Origin of the sequence: Cellulosimicrobium cellulans (genome assembly GCF_006539945.1) — a bacterium.
GTDB classification, from domain to species: domain Bacteria; phylum Actinomycetota; class Actinomycetes; order Actinomycetales; family Cellulomonadaceae; genus Cellulosimicrobium; species Cellulosimicrobium cellulans.
The window spans coordinates 32,459-47,851 of sequence record NZ_BJNZ01000020.1 but is presented as its reverse complement, the minus strand read 5'-3'; the positions used below and the strand labels follow the sequence as shown (position 1 = coordinate 47,851).

The 15,393-nt window shown below is 74.3% G+C and carries 13 protein-coding genes; all 13 read left to right on the top strand.

The window, feature by feature from the left end; genetic code table 11:
* Positions 1-125 precede the first annotated feature (125 nt).
* The 13 genes from dhaK (at position 126) to CCE02nite_RS14485 (ending at position 15,386) form a co-directional block, all read left to right on the top strand.
* Complete coding sequence (dhaK, locus tag CCE02nite_RS14545) at positions 126-1,121, top strand: dihydroxyacetone kinase subunit DhaK (protein ID WP_141390326.1); 996 nt, start codon at positions 126-128, stop codon at positions 1,119-1,121.
* A gap of 69 nt (positions 1,122-1,190) precedes the next feature.
* Positions 1,191-1,835, top strand: coding sequence for a dihydroxyacetone kinase subunit DhaL (gene dhaL / locus CCE02nite_RS14540; RefSeq protein WP_141390325.1), 645 nt, complete (start codon positions 1,191-1,193; stop codon positions 1,833-1,835).
* The gene (dhaM, locus tag CCE02nite_RS14535; protein WP_255318881.1) at positions 1,832-2,560 is read left to right on the top strand and encodes a dihydroxyacetone kinase phosphoryl donor subunit DhaM; all 729 of its coding nucleotides are present in this window, start codon (positions 1,832-1,834) and stop codon (positions 2,558-2,560) included. The genes dhaL and dhaM overlap by 4 nt, the downstream gene beginning before the upstream one ends.
* Positions 2,561-2,634: 74 nt before the next feature.
* Positions 2,635-3,324: a TetR/AcrR family transcriptional regulator gene (locus CCE02nite_RS14530; protein WP_255318880.1), complete on the top strand. Its 690-nt coding sequence runs from the start codon at positions 2,635-2,637 to the stop codon at positions 3,322-3,324.
* A gap of 88 nt (positions 3,325-3,412) precedes the next feature.
* Positions 3,413-5,140: an MDR family MFS transporter gene (locus CCE02nite_RS14525; RefSeq protein ID WP_141390323.1), complete on the top strand. Its 1,728-nt coding sequence runs from the start codon at positions 3,413-3,415 to the stop codon at positions 5,138-5,140.
* A 4-nt stretch (positions 5,141-5,144) separates the two neighbouring features.
* The gene (locus CCE02nite_RS14520) at positions 5,145-5,639 is read left to right on the top strand and encodes a DUF4233 domain-containing protein (RefSeq protein ID WP_308463699.1); all 495 of its coding nucleotides are present in this window, start codon (positions 5,145-5,147) and stop codon (positions 5,637-5,639) included.
* Between the two features lie 76 nt (positions 5,640-5,715).
* Complete coding sequence (gene ndk, locus CCE02nite_RS14515) at positions 5,716-6,168, top strand: nucleoside-diphosphate kinase (RefSeq protein WP_141390322.1); 453 nt, start codon at positions 5,716-5,718, stop codon at positions 6,166-6,168.
* A 145-nt stretch (positions 6,169-6,313) separates the two neighbouring features.
* Positions 6,314-9,871: a chromosome segregation protein SMC gene (smc, locus tag CCE02nite_RS14510; RefSeq protein ID WP_174774920.1), complete on the top strand. Its 3,558-nt coding sequence runs from the start codon at positions 6,314-6,316 to the stop codon at positions 9,869-9,871.
* Between the two features lie 150 nt (positions 9,872-10,021).
* Positions 10,022-10,402, top strand: a complete 381-nt coding sequence (locus CCE02nite_RS14505) for a hypothetical protein (protein WP_141390321.1) — start codon at positions 10,022-10,024, stop codon at positions 10,400-10,402.
* A gap of 51 nt (positions 10,403-10,453) precedes the next feature.
* The gene (ftsY, locus tag CCE02nite_RS14500; protein ID WP_141390320.1) at positions 10,454-11,644 is read left to right on the top strand and encodes a signal recognition particle-docking protein FtsY; all 1,191 of its coding nucleotides are present in this window, start codon (positions 10,454-10,456) and stop codon (positions 11,642-11,644) included.
* A 214-nt stretch (positions 11,645-11,858) separates the two neighbouring features.
* Positions 11,859-13,172, top strand: a complete 1,314-nt coding sequence (locus CCE02nite_RS14495) for an ammonium transporter (protein WP_141390319.1) — start codon at positions 11,859-11,861, stop codon at positions 13,170-13,172.
* A complete protein-coding gene (locus CCE02nite_RS14490) occupies positions 13,169-13,507 on the top strand; it encodes a P-II family nitrogen regulator (protein WP_047232645.1) in 339 nt (112 codons plus the stop codon). Before CCE02nite_RS14495 ends, CCE02nite_RS14490 begins: the two co-directional genes overlap by 4 nt.
* Before the next feature lie 16 nt (positions 13,508-13,523).
* Entirely contained in the window at positions 13,524-15,386 is a 1,863-nt protein-coding gene (locus CCE02nite_RS14485; RefSeq protein ID WP_141390318.1) for a [protein-PII] uridylyltransferase, read from the top strand.
* Positions 15,387-15,393 lie beyond the last annotated feature (7 nt).

Here is a 15,393-nt window from a genome sequence, read left to right as displayed (position 1 = left end):
TGGGGGACGCCTCGCGACCTGCCGCGCCCGGGTGTTTGATGGAGGAGACGACGGCGACGGGCACGCCGGGCGGGGGTCGTCAGCGTCCGGAGCACCGGGCGCACGGACCGATGGAGGGATGACCGGTGAAGAAGCTGCTCAACGATCCCCAGGACGCGGTGTCGGAGTCCCTGGAGGGGTTCGGCCAGGCGCACGCCGACCTCGTGGAGGTGCATGTCGCGCCGCCCTACGTCTCGCGTGCCGGGGGCGCCGTCCCCGGGAAGGTCGGGCTGGTCTCAGGCGGCGGCTCGGGGCACGAGCCGCTGCACGCCGGCTTCGTCGGCCTGGGCATGCTCGACGCCGCGGTCCCCGGCGCGGTCTTCACCTCGCCGACGCCGGACCAGATCGTGCCGGCGATCCTCGGCGCCGACTCCGGTGCGGGCGTCCTCGCGATCGTGAAGAACTACACGGGTGACGTGCTGAACTTCGAGACGGCGGTCGAGCTCGTCGAGGCGGAGGGCACCCAGGTGACGAGCATCCTCGTCAACGACGACGTCGCGGTCGAGGACTCGCTCTACACCGCCGGCCGCCGCGGCGTCGCGGGCACGGTCGCGGTCGAGAAGATCGCCGGTGCCGCCGCCGAGCGGGGCGACGACCTGGGTGCGGTGACGGAGATCGCGGGACGCGTCGTCGCGAACGTGCGCTCGATGGGCGTCGCGCTCACCGCCTGCACGGTCCCGCACGTCGGCAAGCCGAGCTTCGACCTGGGCGACGACGAGGTCGAGATCGGGATCGGCATCCACGGCGAGCCCGGACGCCACCGCATCCCGCTCGCGTCGGCCGACGAGATCACGCAGCGGCTCGTCGACCCGGTGGCGGACGACCTGCGCCTCGCCGAGGGCGAGGACGTGTTGCTGTTCGTTAACGGAATGGGCGGTACGCCGCTGTCCGAGCTGTACGTCGTCTATCGTCAGGCGAGGAGGCTGCTCGAGGGGCGCGGCGTACGGGTGACGCGCTCGCTCGTCGGCAACTACGTCACGTCGCTGGAGATGCAGGGTGCGTCGGTCACCGTGCTGCGCCTGGACGACGAGCTCACCGCCCTGTGGGACGCTCCCGTCCACACGGCTGCGCTGCGCTGGTGAGGCGGTGCCCTTTCGTGCAGTCTCCGAGAGCCGGCGGACCGCCGGCTCGACGGCGAGGAGAGGTGGGGCATGACGCTGGACGTGGCCTGGGCGGACCGGTGGACGCGGCTGAGCGCGGAGCGCATCGCGGCGGCACGGGACGAGCTGACCGAGCTGGACCGCCAGATCGGTGACGGCGACCACGGGGAGAACCTCGACCGGGGGTTCCGCGCCGTGGTCGCCAAGCTCGACGGGGCGGCCGCCGGCGACCAGCCGCCGGGCCAGATCGGCGACGTGCTCAAGCTGGTGGCCACGACGCTCATGTCGTCCGTCGGCGGCGCCTCGGGCCCCCTGTACGGGACGGCGTACCTCCGGGCCGCGAAGGTGACCGGGCTCGCCGAGCTCGACGCGCACGGCGTCGTCGCGCTCCTCGAGGGCGCGCTCGAGGGCATCACCGCGCGCGGCAAGGCCCAGCTCGGCGAGAAGACGATGGTGGACGCCTGGCAGCCCGCCGTGGACGCGGCGGAGGGTGCCGCCGACGGTGGCGCGTCGACCGCCGACGTCCTCGCCGCGGCCGCGACGGCGGCGCGCGCGGGCGCCGAGGCGACGATCCCGCTCGTCGCCACCAAGGGCCGCGCGAGCTATCTCGGGGAGCGCAGCGCGGGTCACCAGGACCCGGGGGCCACGTCGACGGCGATCCTGCTCGAGGCCGCGCGCGACGCGGCGACCGCGTGAGCGGCACGGTCGGGGCGCGGGCGCGCGTCGCGCTGGTCCTCGTCTCGCACTCGCAGCGGCTCGCGGAGGGCGCCGTCGAGCTGTCCGCGCAGATGGCTCCCGGAGTGTTGCTGCTCGCGGCCGGGGGGACCGACGACGGCGGGCTCGGCACCAGCTACGACCGCGTGTCCGGGGCGCTCGAGGAGGCGCTCGGCGTCGCGGACGGCGCGGTCGTCCTCGCCGACCTCGGCTCGGCCGTCATGACCGTCGAGTCCGTGCTCGACATGGAGGACGGGTACGACGGGAGGGTCCGGCTCGCCGATGCCCCGTTCGTCGAGGGTGCCGTCGCCGCGGCGGTGACCGCCCACGGCGGCGGGGACGTCTCCGAGGTGCTCGCGTCCGCCGAGCACGCGGGCGGCACGTTCGCGGTCTCGGCCGGAGGGCCCGAGGGCGACGAGCCGTCCGCCGAGGCCGCAACCTCCGCGGACGGGGCCGCGCGCGCCGTCGTCACGCTGCGCAACCCGCTCGGGCTCCATGCGCGCCCCGCGGCGGTGCTGGCCCGCCTCGTCGCGGGCTTCGACGCGAGCATCGCGATCGACGGCGTCAACGGGGCGAGCGTGCTCGAGCTCATGAAGCTCGGCGCGACGGGCGGCCAGGAGCTCACCGTGACGGGGGAGGGGCCCCAGGCCGCCGACGCCGTGGCCGCGGTCGTGGACGCCGTGGAAGGTGGGTTCGGCGAGGTCTGACCGATGCCCGTGTGACGGTGGTCACGCGGTATTGCAGTTGATGCAAAATTGCACAGGATGCAAGAATGGTCCTCGTGCCCACGACTCTCCCTGACGTGCCCGCTCGCCCTTCGTCGGCCGAGCGGGCCGCGGCATGCCTGGCGCCGTCTCCCGACGGTCTGCGGGAGCGCAAGAAGCGCGCCCGGCGCGAGGCGCTCGTCGAGGCGGCGCAGTCGCTCGTGCTGGAGCGCGGCTTCGACGCGGTGACGGTCGAGGACATCTGCGCCGAGGTCGGGGTCTCTCCGCGCACGTTCTTCAACTACTTCCCGTCGAAGGACGACGCCGTGCTCAGCCTCGAGGACCTCGCCGTGCGACCCGAGATCGTGGCGACCTTCATCGGGGGCGGTCCCACAGGGGCGCTGCTCGACGACCTCGAGGTCGTCGTGGCCGACGTGCTCGCGCAGCAGGTCGTCACGCCCGAGCGCATGGCCCGCACGCTCGAGCTCGTCCAGCGCGAGCCGCACCTCGTCACGCGGCACGTCGCCTGGGTCGAGGGACACCGCGCCGAGCTCGTCGACATGTTCCTCGCGCGCCGCGCCGTGCGGCCCTTCGTCCCCGATCCCGAGCTCCTGGCCCTCGTGGTCATGAGCCTCCTGCGCGCGAGCACGCTCGAGTGGCAGCAGCACGACCGGGAGGGCGAGCCGGTGGACCACCTGCCGAGCGTCGTCGGGCAGCTCCGGGCGCTCCTCCAGGACTCGCGCGCCCCCGATCCCGCGGCCCGCTAGCCGCACCCCTCCATCTCCCCCCCCACCACCCGACGACGGGCCGCGCCCGTCGGCGCGTCCTCGCCCGTCCTGACCGAACCGGATCCTCATGGCCTCCTCCACCGCTGCACCGCCCGTCGACGGCGGCAAGCCGCTCGTCGTGCTCACCCCGCGCACCGTGTGGGTGATCTTCGGCGCGCTCATGGCGTCGATGTTCCTGTCCTCGCTCGACCAGTCGATCGTGGGCACCGCGATGCCGACGATCGTGGGCGAGCTCCACGGCGTCGAGCACCAGGGCTGGGTCATCACGGCCTACATCCTGGCGATCGCGATCGTCATGCCCCTCTACGGCAAGTTCGGCGACCTCTGGGGTCGTCGGTGGCCGTTCCTCGTCGCGATCGGGCTCTTCACGATCGCGTCGGCCGGTGCCGGGTTCGCGCAGTCGTTCCCCGAGCTCGTCGCGTGGCGCGGCGTGCAGGGCCTCGGCGGCGGCGGTCTCATGATCCTGTCGCAGGCGATCATCGCCGACATCGTGCCTGCCAAGGACCGTGGCAAGTACATGGGCCCCATGGGCGCCCTGTTCGGCATCGCGGCCGTGATCGGACCGCTCCTCGGCGGCTGGTTCACCGAGGGGCCCGGCTGGCGCTGGGCGTTCTGGATCAACGTCCCGATCGGCGTCGCGGCGTTCGTGGTCGCGTGGGTCGCGCTCAAGCTCCCGTCGCACCGCTCCGGCCGCAAGATCGACGTCGCCGGCATCTTCTTCCTCGTCGTGGCCACGTCCGGCATCGTGCTCGTCACGAGCTGGGAGTCGCTGACCAGCTCGCGCGGCTACGACTGGTCGGACCCGTGGCTCCTGGGCCTCGTGGCCGCCGTGGTCGTCTCGGTCGCCGCGTTCGTCGTGGTGGAGAACCGCGCCGAGGAGCCGCTGCTCCCGCTGCACCTGTTCAAGAACCGGACGTTCACGATCGCGACCCTCATCGGCCTCGTGCTCGGCATGGGCATGTTCTCGGCGCTCGCCTTCCTGCCGACGTTCCTCCAGATGTCCACCGGCGCGGGGGTCACCGAGTCCGGGTTCCTCATGCTGCCGATGATGGTCGGCGTCATGATCACGGCGATCGGTTCGGGTGTCGCGATCACGAAGACCGGCCGCTACAAGATCTACCCGGTGCTGGGCCTCGCGATCACCGCGGCCGGCATGATGTGGCTCACGCGCATCACGGGCGACATGTCGATGTGGCTCTTCGGCGCCATGATCTTCGTCATGGGCGCCGGCATGGGCCTCGTCATGCAGACGATCGTCCTCGCGGTGCAGAACTCGGTCGACCCGCACGAGATCGGGACGGCGACGAGCGCGAACAACTTCTTCCGCGAGATCGGCGCGGCCGTCGGCACGGCGCTGTTCAGCACCATCTTCACGTCGCGCCTCGCCGACAACCTCGACGGCGTCTTCGCGGGCCTGCCCGCGGGCTCCGCCCCCGCCGGGGCCGAGGGGTCGTCGCTCACGCCGGAGATGGTGCAGCAGCTCCCCGAGCCGATCCACACGGGCGTCGTCGACGCGTTCACCGACGCGCTCGCCCCCGCCTTCTGGTACCTCGTCCCGCTCGTGCTCGTCGGGTTCGTCCTCGCGCTCTTCCTGCGCGAGGTCACGCTCTCCGACGTGGCCGGGATGGTCGCGCGCGGCGAGGCCGTCGCGGACCACGGCGACCTCGTCGAGGACGCCCCGGCGCAGGCCGCGGACAGCGTGGAGGACGGCGCGGTCGTCGTGGCCGCGGGCGGCGCCGGCGCCGGCGACGACCGGCCGGAGGGCCGGGGGCGCGACGGCGCGCCGGTATCCTGACCGGGTGAGCACCTCGCCGTCGCAGCCCGCCGCGCAGCCGTCCCGCCACGGCCGCGCGGCGGGCCCGGTGCGCCCGTCCCCGGGCGACCGCATCAAGCCGAAGAAGCCCGCGAAGGCCCAGTTCGCGTCGACCACGCTGCTGCTCGAGGCCTTCCTCGTCGTGTTCGCCACGCTCGTCGCCTACGGGCTGCGGGACGTGCCCTACTCGCGCGGGCCGCTCGAGCTGCCGAGCGCGACGTCGATCTGGCTCGTGGGCGGCGTCCTCGCCGTCGTGCTCGTGGTCCTCTCCCGCATGGTCGGCACACCCGGGGGCTACGTCGCCGGGTCGGTCGTCCAGGTGCCGGTCCTGGCCTTCGGGCTCGTGGTGCCGATGATGTTCGTGGTCGGCGGCCTCTTCGTCGTGCTGTGGGTCGTCTCGATCCGGCTCGGCGGGCGCATCGACCGCGAGCGCGCGGCGTACGACGCCGAGCATCCCGAGACCGCGCCCAACGCCGACTGAGGCGACGCGTGCCCGCGCCCCCGCGCGGGTGGTCACGGCGTCCCGCACGCCGGTGCGGCCGGTAGGCTCGGCGACCATGACCGACGTCGCACCCGCACTGACCGAGACCATCGAGCGCACCCTCATCCTCGTCAAGCCCGACGGCGTCCGCCGCGGCCTGTCCGGCGAGGTCCTGCGCCGCGTCGAGGCCAAGGGCTACACGCTCGCCGCCGTGCGTCTGCTCGACGCGACGCCCGAGCTGCTCGCGGCGCACTACGCCGAGCACGAGGGCAAGCCGTTCTACCAGCCGCTCGTCGACTTCATGCTGTCGGGCAAGGTGCTCGCGGTCGTCGCCGAGGGTCAGGGCGTCGTCCCCGGCTTCCGCTCCCTCGCGGGCGCGACGAACCCGACCGAGGCGCTCCCCGGCACCATCCGCGGCGACCTCGGCCGCGACTGGGGTCTCAAGGTCCAGCAGAACCTCGTCCACGGCTCCGACTCGCCCGAGTCCGCCGCGCGCGAGATCGCGCTCTGGTTCCCCGAGCTCGGCTGACGCACCGGCACGCAGCACCACGCCCCGTCTCGGCCGCACCGGCCGAGGCGGGGCGTCGCGCGTCGCGGCACCTCCGGCGACGGCGCCCGGCCGCGCGGGGCGCAGATCCGCGGGTTCGTCGGGGGCCGCCACTAGGCTCGGGTGCGTGCACCTCAAGACCCTGACGCTGCGCGGCTTCAAGTCGTTCGCGTCCGCGACGACGCTGAGCTTCGAGCCCGGTGTCACATGCGTCGTCGGGCCGAACGGCTCGGGCAAGTCCAACGTCGTCGACGCGCTCGCGTGGGTCATGGGGGAGCAGGGCGCCAAGACCCTGCGCGGCGGCAAGATGGAGGACGTCATCTTCGCCGGGACGGCGGGGCGCCCCCCGCTCGGCCGTGCCGAGGTCTCCCTGACGATCGACAACACCGACGGCGTGCTGCCGATCGACTACACCGAGGTGACGATCTCCCGCACGCTGTTCCGCAGCGGCGGCTCCGAGTACGCGATCAACGGCTCCGCGTGCCGCCTGCTCGACATCCAGGACCTTCTGTCGGACTCCGGCCTCGGCCGGGAGATGCACGTGATCGTCGGCCAGGGGCAGCTCGACGCGGTCCTGCGCGCGACGCCCGAGGACCGGCGCGGCTTCGTCGAGGAGGCCGCGGGCGTCCTCAAGCACCGCAAGCGCAAGGAGAAGGCGCTCCGCAAGCTCGACGCGATGCAGGCCAACCTCACGCGCCTCGCGGACCTCACCGCCGAGATCCGGCGCCAGCTCGGCCCGCTGGGCCGCCAGGCCGAGATCGCCCGCAGGGCCGCGACGATCCAGGCCGACCTGCGCGACGCGAAGGCCCGCCTGCTCGCGGACGACCTCGCCCAGCTCACGGCCACCCTGGAGCAGGAGATCGCCGACGAGGCGGCGCTGCGCACGCAGCAGGCGGAGGTCGAGCGGGCGCTCGCCACGGCGCGTGACGGGCTCGGCCGGCTCGAGCGCGAGGCGGCCGAGGCTGCGCCCGCGCTCGGTGCGGCGACGGACGTGTGGTTCCGGCTCTCCTCCCTGCGCGAGCGCCTCCGCGGCACGCAGACGCTCGCGGAGGAGCGTGTGCGCCTGCTCGGCCGCCCGGAGCCCGCCCAGCGCGGCCAGGACCCCGACGAGCTCGAGGCCCAGGCGGAGCGTGTGCGCGCGACCGAGGCCGAGCTCGAGGCCGAGGTCGGACGTGCACGGGACGCGCTCGCGACGGCCGTCGCGGACCGTGAGGACGTCGAGCGGTCGGCGGGCGAGGCCGAGCGCGCGGTCGCGACCCTGCTCCGCGGCGCCGCGGACCGCCGGGAGGGCCTCGCGCGCCTCGCGGGCCAGGTCGCCGCACAGCGCACCCGCGTCGAGGCAGCGGAGGCGGAGATCGGGCGGCTCCGCGAGTCGCTCGCGGAGGCCGAGCACCGGGGCACCCAGGCGCGCACGGACTTCGCGGTGCTGGAGACCCAGGTGGTCGGCGCCGAGGAGGGCGAGGAAGGCCTCGACGCCGAGCACGAGGCCGCCGCCGACGAGGTCGAGCGGACGACGACCGTCGTGCGGGAGCTGGAGGACGAGGCCTCCGCCGCGGACCAGGAGCGCGCGACGTGGAGCGCGCGGATCGAGGCGCTCGAGCTGAGCCTCGACCGCAAGGACGGGGCCGGTGCGCTCCTCGCCGCCGACTCCGTCGGCGTGGTGGGGTCGCTCGCGGCGCTGCTGGGCGTCGAGGCCGGGTACGAGGACGCGGTCGCCGCGGCGCTGGGGCCGGCCGCGGACGCCGTCGCCGTGGAGTCGGTCGACGCCGCCGTCGACGCCCTGCGCTACCTGCGCACCGAGGACGCCGGCCGGGCCGGGCTCGTCGTCGCGGTCGACTCGGCACAGGGGGGCGGGCGCGACGCGGTCGCCCTGCCGGACGGCGCGCGCTGGGCCGTCGATGTCGTGACGGCGGGCGGGGGCGTGGGTCACGCCGTGCGCGCCCTGCTCACGGACGTCGCCGTCGTCGACGACCTCGCGCAGGCGCGCGCCCTGGTGGCCCGGCACCCCGGCGTCGCGGTCGTGACGCGCGGGGGCGACCTCCTGGCGGCGACGCGCGCGTGGGGCGGGTCGGCGTCGGCGCCGAGCGTGCTGCACCTGCAGTCGGCGCTCGACGAGGCGCGCACCGCGCACGCCGACGTGACCGGCCGTGCCGAGCGCGCCCGGTTCGCCCTCGTGGGCGCGCGCGAGGCCGCACAGGAGGCCCGGGCGCGCTACGAGGACACGCTCGACCGGCTCAACGAGTCGGACGCCCAGCTCGCCGCGGTCGCGGAGCAGCTCGGGCACCTGGGGGCGACGGCGCGCTCGGCGGCCGCCGAGGCCGAGCGTGTCCGCGCCTCGCTCGAGCGCGCGTCGCAGGGTGCCGACGACGCGCGCGAGGCGCTCGTGGGTCTCGTGGAGCGGCTCGACGCCGCGGAGGCGGCGCCGGAGCAGTCGGAGGAGGCCGTCGCCGAGGCGTCGGCGGAGCGCGACCGCCTCCTCGCCCTCGCCTCGGCGGCGCGCACCACGGAGACGGAGGCGCGCCTCGCGCTGCGGACGAGCGAGGAGCGCGCGCGGGCCGTGGCCGGCCGCGCGCAGTCGCTGGCCCGGGCCGCCGCGACGGAGCGCGAGGCGCGCGACCGGGCGGCGCGGCGGGAGGCCGCGCGGGTGCGGCAGGCCGAGCGAGCCTCGGCGGTGCGCGACGGCGCCGCGCGTGCCCTGAGCGCGGTCGACGGCTCGCTCGCGCGTGCGGGGGCCGAGCGAGAGGCCGCCGAGGCCGCGCGTGCCGAGCGCGACGCCGCGGTGACCGCGGCGCGGCGCGAGGTCGACGACCTGGCCTCCCGGCTCCGTGAGCTGACCGACGTCGCGCACCGCGACGAGGTCGCGCGTGCGCAGCAGCAGCTGCGGATCGAGCAGCTCCAGGCGCGCAGCGTCGACGAGCTCGGCCTCGACCCGGCCGTCCTCGTCGAGGAGCTCGGGCCGCACCGTGGCGTCCCGGTCGCGTCCGACGACGACGAGCCGCGCACGGTGCCCTACGACCGCGCGACCCAGGAGAAGCGGCTGCGCGCCGCCGAGCGCGACCTGGGCCGCCTCGGCAAGGTGAACCCGCTCGCGCTCGAGGAGTTCGCGGCGCTCGAGGAGCGCCACAAGTTCCTCGCGGACCAGCTCGCCGACCTCAAGAAGTCGCGCGCCGACCTCCTGGAGATCGTCAAGGAGATCGACGAGCGCGTCGAGCGGGTGTTCGCGGACGCGTACCGCGACACCGCCGAGCAGTTCGAGCGGGTGTTCGCACGCATGTTCCCCGGCGGCGAGGGACGGCTCGTGCTCACGGACCCGGACGACATGCTCACGACCGGGATCGAGGTCGAGGCGCGACCGGCGGGCAAGAAGGTCAAGCGGCTCTCGCTGCTGTCCGGCGGCGAGCGCTCGCTCACGGCGGTCGCGCTGCTCGTGGCGATCTTCAAGGCCCGCCCCTCGCCGTTCTACGTCATGGACGAGGTCGAGGCGGCGCTGGACGACGTCAACCTGGGTCGTCTCCTCGAGATCTTCCGGGAGCTCCAGGAGGACTCGCAGCTCATCGTCATCACGCACCAGAAGCGCACGATGGAGATCGCCGACGCGCTCTACGGGGTGACGATGCGCGGCGACGGTGTGACGACCGTCATCAGCCAGCGGATGAACGAGGTGCGCGAGGACGTCCCGGTGTGAGGGGACCCACACGGTGCGCGAGCACCCCGCCGACCTGCGTCGATGCCTCAGAATCGTTGGAATTCCGGGCTTTGTGAAGATGTAGTGCTGATCGGACGGCACGGCGTGGCACCGGTCGCGGCGCGTGCCTCGACCCGGATACTGGACCTCATGGTCTGGATGTTCGTGTGGCTGGGGCTCACGCTCGGCGTCGCCGCCGTCGTGTTCCTGTTCGCGAGCGTCGTCGCGCGCTCGGAGGCCCAGTCGTCGGCCGCGCAGGGGGACCGGTCCGGAGACCAAGGGATGCGCGCGTTCTGGCGCGACTTCCGGTCGGGGCTGCGTCGGCGGCGTCGGCGCGGGAGCCTCGACGCGCACCACGTCGGGACCGTGCGCATGCCCCGGCCGGTCGACACGAGCATCGACGACTTCTTCACCGCGACAGAGGTGACGTCGAACGCGTACGTCGACGCGGAGGAGCTGACCGACGTCCTGCACCGCGCGCGCGAGCGCGTGCGGCCGCTGCACCCGGGAGAGCGTCCTCCCCAGGCGTAGCCGCCGCGTCGCCACCGCGTGACCTCCGCCCTCGTCTGAGAGACTTCCGGGGTGAACGACCTCCTCCCGCTCTGGATCGTCCTCGGCGTCGTCCTCCTCGTCGCCCTCGCCACCGTCGGGACCGTGGCGGTCCGTCGGCGCGCTCGCCGCGACGTCGTCGAGCCGCCGCCCGCTGCGCCCACCGCGCCTCCGACGACGCCCGCCACCGGCACGGCTCCGCCCGGGACGGCGTCCGTCGAGGCCCCGCCCGAGGTCGAGGAGCCGACGGCAGCCGCGACCGCTCCCGCGATCGAGCGACCCGAGCCCGTCGGCGGCCGGCTCGTCCGGCTGCGCGAGCGGCTCGCCCGCTCCGGCTCCCCCCTGGGCGCCCGCCTGCTCTCGGTGCTCTCGCGCGACCACCTCTCGGAGGACGACTGGGACGAGCTCGAGGAGACCCTCCTGCTCGCCGACGTCGGTGCCGGGCCCGCGGGAGAGCTCATCGACGCGCTGCGCACCAAGGTCCGCGTGCTCGGCGTCCGCGACGCCGCGAGCGTGCGGGACCTGCTGCGCACCGAGCTCGTCGCGCTCGTCGACCCGTCGCTCGACCGCTCGCTCGCGACGTCGCCCACGACGGGGGAGGACGGCTCCGCGGTCCCGGCGGTCGTGCTCGTCGTCGGCGTCAACGGCACGGGCAAGACGACCACCGTGGGCAAGCTGGCGCGCGTGCTCGTCGCGGAGGACCGCAGCGTCGTCCTCGGCGCGGCGGACACGTTCCGCGCCGCGGCGGCGGACCAGCTCGAGACGTGGGGCTCCCGCGTGGGCGTGCCGACCGTGCGCTCGGACCGCGACGGCGCCGACCCCGCCGCGGTGGCGTTCGACGCCGTGCGCCGCGGCCGCACCGAGTGCGTGGACGTCGTGCTCGTCGACACCGCCGGGCGGCTCCAGAACAAGCAGGGCCTCATGGACGAGCTGGGCAAGATCCGGCGCGTCATCACCAAGGAGGCGCCGCTCTCCGAGGTCCTCCTCGTCCTCGACGCGACCACGGGGCAGAACGGCCTCAACCAGGCGCGCGTGTTCGGCGAGGTCGCCGGCGTGACGGGCATCGTCCTGACGAAGCTCGACGGCACCGCGCGCGGCGGCATCGTCGTCGCGGTCCAGCGCGAGCTGGGCGTCCCCGTCAAGCTCGTCGGGCTGGGGGAGGGTCCTGACGACCTCGCGCCGTTCGACCCGGAGCAGTTCGTCGACGGCCTCCTCGGCGACTGACGGGCGCGTCGCCCGGGTCACGATCGTGTCACGCTGTGATCACGAGCGTGTCGCGATCCGGACTCCCGGCGGCACCCTCACGGGGGTGAAACGGAACGTTTACGTCCGAGCGACGCTTGTCACACCCGCGTAACACGGTGACACCGCGGGGGAAACCCGCCCGCACCACCGTAGTCCCCGACCGGCCGCCCGGCTGGCGAGGGGAGATGATCCGATGGAGTGGGACACCGGGGCAACCGCGTGGATGCTGACCTCAGCATCCCTCGTGCTCCTGATGACGCCCGGACTGGCGTTCTTCTACGGCGGCATGGTCCGCGCCAAGTCCGTGCTGAACATGATGATGATGTCGTTCGGCGCGATGGCCGTCGTGGGCGTCGTCTACGTGCTGTGGGGCTGGTCGATGTCCTACGGCGAGGCCGGGACGGGTGGCCTCGTCGCCAGCCCGTTCGCGCAGTTCGGCCTCTCGGGCGCGATCACCGACGCCGACGGCAGCGCCGTGGCGAGCACGCTCGGCAACTACCCGAACGTGGTGGACATCGCGTTCCAGGTGACGTTCGCGATCATCACGGTCGCGCTCATCTCCGGTGCGCTGGCCGACCGCGTGAAGTTCGGCACCTGGCTCACCTTCACGGCGATCTGGGTCACCGTCACGTACTTCCCGCTCGCCCACATGGTCTGGGGCGGCGGCTTCCTCTCGGGCAACGAGAACGGCCTCGCGGCGAGGGTCTTCGGGGTGACCGACGGCGCCGCCACGGTCGCGCCGATCGACTTCGCAGGCGGCACCGTGGTCCACATCAACGCCGGTGTCGCGGCCCTCGTGCTCGCGATCCTCATCGGCAAGCGCAAGGGCTTCGGCAAGGAGCCGATGCGCCCGCACAACCTGCCGTTCGTCATGCTCGGCGCGGCCCTCCTGTGGTTCGGCTGGTTCGGGTTCAACGCGGGCTCGGCCTTCGGGGCGAACGAGACCGCAGGCCTCGCCTGGGTCAACACGACGAGCGCCACCGCGGCGGGCATCATCGGCTGGCTCCTCACGGAGAAGATCCGCGACGGCCACGCGACGTCGCTCGGTGCGGCCTCCGGCGTCGTGGCGGGCCTCGTCGCGATCACCCCGGCCGCAGGGGCCCTCAACCCGGTCACGTCGATCGTCCTGGGCCTCGTCGCCGGTGCGCTCTCCGCCCTCGCGGTCGGCCTCAAGTATCGGTTCGGCTACGACGACTCCCTCGACGTCGTCGGCGTCCACCTGGTCTCCGGCCTCTGGGGTACCGTCGCGATCGGCTTCCTCGCCACCGACACGGGCCTCTTCTTCGGCGGCGGCGTCCAGCAGCTCGTCGTCCAGATCCTCATCGCGCTCGTCGCCATCGTGTTCTCCGCAGCCACCACGCTCGTCATCGGTCTGATCCTCAAGGCCACGATGGGCTGGCGGGTCAGCGAGGACGCCGAGGTCGGCGGGATCGACCTCGCGGTCCACGGCGAGACGGCGTACGAGTCCATCCAGCAGGGCAGCGTCATCAAGGAGGTGCGGGCATGAAGCTCGTCACGGGAATCATCCAGCCGCACCGTCTCGACGACGTGAAGTCGGCGCTCGAGGCCGCGGGCGTGCGGGGCATGACGGTCAGCGAGGCCAGCGGCTACGGGCGCCAGAAGGGCCACACCGAGGTCTACCGCGGCGCGGAGTACACGGTCGACCTGGTGCCCAAGGTCCGCATCGAGGTCCTCGTCGACGACGCCGACGCGACCGTGGTCACCGAGGTGATCGTCAAGGCCGCGCAGACCGGCAAGATCGGGGACGGCAAGGTCTGGACGGTCCCGGTGGACGACGTCGCCCGCGTGCGCACGGGCGAGCACGGCCCCGGCGCCCTGTGAGGCGACGGACCATCGGATGACCGACCACGCCGACACCCCGACCACGGGCGGGGTCGCAGGGGGATCGGCGGGGCGCCTCGGGCAGCAGCCGGGCGAGCAGAGCACGGAGGTCCCGCACCCCGAGGGGGTGCGGGACCTCCGCGCGCGGATGCTCGACGTCGCGCGGTCCATGAGCGGACCCGGCCGCAGCGGGGTCGCGCGCCGGGCCGCCGTCGTCGACCTCGTGACGTCGTCCCTCCAGGACCTGTGGCGCGACGCGACCGACGGCGTCGCTCCCGACGGGATCGCTCTGGCCGCGGTGGGCAGCCTCGGCCGGGGCGACATGGGACCCGCGAGCGACCTCGACCTCGTCCTCGTCCACGACGGCCGCAGCCACGCGGCCGACGACGTCGCGCGGGTCGCCGAGCGCCTGTGGTACCCGCTCTGGGACGCCGGGGTCGACCTCGACCACGCGGTGCGCTCGCTCTCGCAGTGCCGTCAGGTGGCGTCCAAGGACGTCCCCGCGGCCGTGGGCTGGCTCGACGTGCGCGCGGTGGCCGGCGACGCGCTCGTCGTGCACAGGGCGTCGTCCGCGGTCCTCACCGACTGGCGCTCCGCGTCGCGCCGCCGCCTGCCCGACCTGCTCTCCTCGACGCGCGAGCGTGCCGAGCGGTCCGGGGAGCTCGCGTACCTCATCGAGCCCGACCTCAAGGAGTCGCGCGGCGGGATCCGGGATGCGGTCGTGCTCTCCGCCCTGGCCGCGACGTGGCTCACGGACCGTCCGCACGGGTCGGTCGACCGCGCGCACGCGCACCTGCTGGACGTGCGCGACACCCTGCAGGTCGTCACGGGCCGGCACACGAGCCGGCTCCTGCTGGCCGACCTGGACGAGGTCGCCGCGCTGTCCGGGTTCGACGACCCCGACGAGCTGCTCGCGAGCCTCGCCGCGGCCGGGCGCGAGGTCTCCTACGCGCTCGACACGACGGTCCGCCGCGCCCGGCAGGCGCTCCAACGGCCCTCGATCGCCCGCCGTCCCGTCCTCGTCCGGGGCCGCCGGACGGCTCCGCGGCTGCGGTCCGTCGGCGACGGGCTCGTCGAGCACGACGGCGAGCTCGTCCTCGCGGTGGACGCCCACCCCGCGTCCGACCCGCTCCTGTCGCTGCGCGCCGCCGCCACCGCCGCGCGGACGGGCCTCACGCTCTCCCCGGTCTCGGTGGCGAGCCTCGCCCAGTGCCCGCCCCTGCCGGAGCCGTGGCCACGGGCCGCGCGGGCGGTGTTCCTCTCGCTGCTGGGATCCGGGCAGGCCCAGGTCGCCGTGTGGGAGGCGCTCGACCTCGCCGGCGTGGTGACCACGTGGATCCCGGAGTGGGCGGGCGTGCGCAACCGCCCGCAGCGTGCCGCCGTGCACCGGCACACCGTCGACCGGCACCTGGTGGAGGTGGTGGCGCGCGCCGCTCGGGACCGCAAGGACGTCGAGCGACCTGACCTGCTCCTGCTGTCCGCGGTGCTGCACGACATCGGCAAGCGTGCGGGCGCCGTCGACCACTCGGTCGAGGGCGCGCGGCTGGTCCCCGCGATCCTCGGGCGCATGGGGTTCGAGCCCGAGGTCGTGGCGGACGTGGAGCGTCTGGTTCGGCACCACCTGACGCTGTCGCGGCTCGCGGTGAGCGAGGACCCGGACGACCCGGCGACGGTCGCCGAGCTCGCCGACGCCGTCGACCACCGCCCGGACCTCCTCCGGGTGCTGCGCGCGCTCACCGAGGCGGACGCGTCGTCCCTCGGCCCGAGCGCGTGGACCGCCTGGCGGGCGCGGCTCGTCGACGACCTCGTCGGCGAGACGCTGCGGGTCCTAGCAGCCGTGCCGAGAGACGTGCCGAGAGACGCGGACGCCGCCGGGTAGGCTGGTC

Coding starts and splice junctions, on each gene's coding strand:
- dhaL (WP_141390325.1), top strand. CDS start 1,191: ATGACGCTGGACGTGGCCTGGGCGGACCGGTGGACGCGGCTGAGCGCG.
- CCE02nite_RS14490 (WP_047232645.1), top strand. CDS start 13,169: ATGAAGCTCGTCACGGGAATCATCCAGCCGCACCGTCTCGACGACGTG.
- ndk (WP_141390322.1), top strand. CDS start 5,716: ATGACCGACGTCGCACCCGCACTGACCGAGACCATCGAGCGCACCCTC.
- CCE02nite_RS14495 (WP_141390319.1), top strand. CDS start 11,859: ATGGAGTGGGACACCGGGGCAACCGCGTGGATGCTGACCTCAGCATCC.
- CCE02nite_RS14525 (WP_141390323.1), top strand. CDS start 3,413: ATGGCCTCCTCCACCGCTGCACCGCCCGTCGACGGCGGCAAGCCGCTC.
- CCE02nite_RS14505 (WP_141390321.1), top strand. CDS start 10,022: ATGGTCTGGATGTTCGTGTGGCTGGGGCTCACGCTCGGCGTCGCCGCC.
- CCE02nite_RS14485 (WP_141390318.1), top strand. CDS start 13,524: ATGACCGACCACGCCGACACCCCGACCACGGGCGGGGTCGCAGGGGGA.